3 protein-coding genes are annotated in these 2,344 nt (G+C 36.8%); all 3 read left to right on the forward strand.

The features are described 5' to 3' along the window. A partial coding sequence (locus tag D8848_RS10600) for a helicase-related protein (RefSeq protein WP_260467311.1) occupies positions 1-1,734 on the forward strand: 1,734 nt, incomplete at its 5' end. Positions 1,735-1,809: 75 nt separating this feature from the next. Beyond that, positions 1,810-2,094 (forward strand): DUF5962 family protein, encoded by a 285-nt coding sequence (locus D8848_RS10605; protein WP_125444103.1) that lies wholly within the window; start codon positions 1,810-1,812, stop codon positions 2,092-2,094. A 13-nt stretch (positions 2,095-2,107) separates the two neighbouring features. Beyond that, positions 2,108-2,344 (forward strand): DUF5966 family protein (locus tag D8848_RS10610; protein ID WP_125444105.1); only part of this gene is annotated, 237 nt, incomplete at its 3' end.

A 2,344-nucleotide genomic window follows, 5' to 3' on the forward strand; every position in this document is an offset into this window, starting at 1 on the left:
ACTATGATGAACTACATTCAACCAGATATCTTAAAACGCTATCAAGTTGATTATTTTGACTCTTGGGTAGGTGCTTTTGGAGAAATTCAAAACTCTATGGAATTAGCTCCTACAGGGGATAAGTACCAACCTAAGAAACGATTTAAAAAGTTTGTCAATCTACCTGAGTTGATGAAAATCTATAAAGAAACAGCCGACATTCAAACACAAGATATGTTGGATTTACCTGTTCCAGAAGCTCATATTATCCCTATTGAGAGTGAGTTAACTGAAAACCAGAAACTCTATTTAGAAGAATTGGTTATGAGGTCAGATATGGTCAAATGTGGAACAGTTGATCCGAGCCAGGATAACATGTTAAAGATAACAGGTGAGGCACGGAAACTAGCTATTGATATGCGTTTATTGGACTCTAGCTATAGTCTAGCAGACAATCATAAACTGCTTCAGGTAGTGGATAATGTTGAGAGAATTTATCGTGAGGGAATGGAAAATAAGGCTACTCAGATGATTTTTTCAGATATTGGAACACCTAAGAAAAAGGACTATGGCTTTGATGTTTATTCTGAAATAAAGGCTTTATTAGTTGATAGAGGAATTCCTAGTAAGGAAATTGCCTTTGTACATGATGCCAATAGTGATGAAAAAAAGAATAGTTTGTCTCGAAAGGTCAATGCAGGAGAGGTGCGGATTCTTCTTGCCTCAACTGAAAAAGGAGGAACAGGTTTAAATGTTCAGAGCAAGATGAAAGCAGTTCACCACCTGGATGTACCGTGGAGACCAAGTGACATTCAGCAACGCAATGGACGTATTATCCGACAGGGAAATGAAAATAAGGAAGTGGATATTTACCACTACATTACCAAAGGTTCATTTGATAATTATCTATGGGCAACTCAGGAGAACAAACTCCGTTATATTAAGCAGATTATGACTTCTAAGGAGCCGATTCGTGCTGCAGAAGACATTGATGAACAGACTATGACAGCTTCTGATTTTAAGGCACTAGCAACAGGTAATCCTTATCTCAAATATAAGATGGAATTGGAGAATGATCTAACCCTATTAGAAAATCAAAGACGCGCCTTTCAACGCAGCAAGGATCACTATCGTCATACAATCTCCTACTGTGAAGAAAATATGCCCATTCTTGAGAAACGATTAAGCAAGTATGAAGGCGATATTCAACAGTCTGAAATGTCGAAAGACCAGGCATTTTCTATGACGGTAGGTAAGCAAGTTTTTGATCAACGAGCTGAAGCAGGGGAATCCCTACACCGTCTTATCCGTCATAATCAAGCTGACAGCAAAGAATTTCGTACCCTAGCCAGTTATCGAGGATTTGACATTAAGATGCTTAGTCTTCCAACGAACCAGCCTCTTCCTGAAACCTTCTCTGTTAAGATTGTAGGAGAAAATCAGTATTCTGTCAGTTTAGATTTGTATTCTCCTTTGGGGACAATTCAAAGACTTCAGCATACGATTGATCACATTAAAGAGGACCAAGTGAAAACTCAGAACTTATTGGATGAATTAAAGGATAAATGGACTACTGCTAAAGTAGAAATTGAGAAAAATTTTCCAAAGGAAGAGGAATATCAAACAAAAAAGGCCGAATACGATGTACTCGCGCCATTGATTGAAACAGAAACGGATTTAGATATTATCGATCAAGCCTTAAGACAATTCCACGAAAAAGAAAAGCAAGAACAACTTTCTCTTGAATTAGATTAAAAAAATATATATAAATAGCGGACAAGAAATGAAAAGTGCGGTAGAATAAAGATAGAAAGAAACGAGGTTATGATTATGATGGAAGATACCTATTATCAATTAGAAGAGGCTTTGGTACAGGGATTTCAAACACCTGAAGAATATCAAGCCTACAAGGAGTTAAAGGAACATTATGAGGAAGTGACAGGAGATTACAGCTTTTCCAAACGAGAACTCACTAGTCAATTGGAAATCACTCTTCAAAATCATCGAGGTGTGGACTTTGAAGAACATGAAAAAGAGGAGTATTTGGACTTAGTTCAAAAATTAGAAGAGTTTGATACCTCTCTTGCCACCGATTATCGTCAATTGATTGATTAGGAAGGAGAAAGTCATGAATGATTTACTCCTTATCCCAGTAATTTTTTTAGCAGTAGGAGGAATTCTCATTCTTTTATGGAGACTCTTTCTTATTGCCAGTGGACTTTTCCTTATTGGTTTTATCAGTTTTCTTATTTTCGTGGAGGTCTATGGAATTTATTTGTTCTTTACTGAACCGACTTTATACTTTGATGATATCAGACAACATGGTTTAACTAGTTTTACGGCTGTGTACCTTTTCATCAATCTG

This window comes from Streptococcus mitis (assembly GCF_003942775.1).
In the GTDB taxonomy this organism is placed as follows: domain Bacteria; phylum Bacillota; class Bacilli; order Lactobacillales; family Streptococcaceae; genus Streptococcus; species Streptococcus mitis_CN.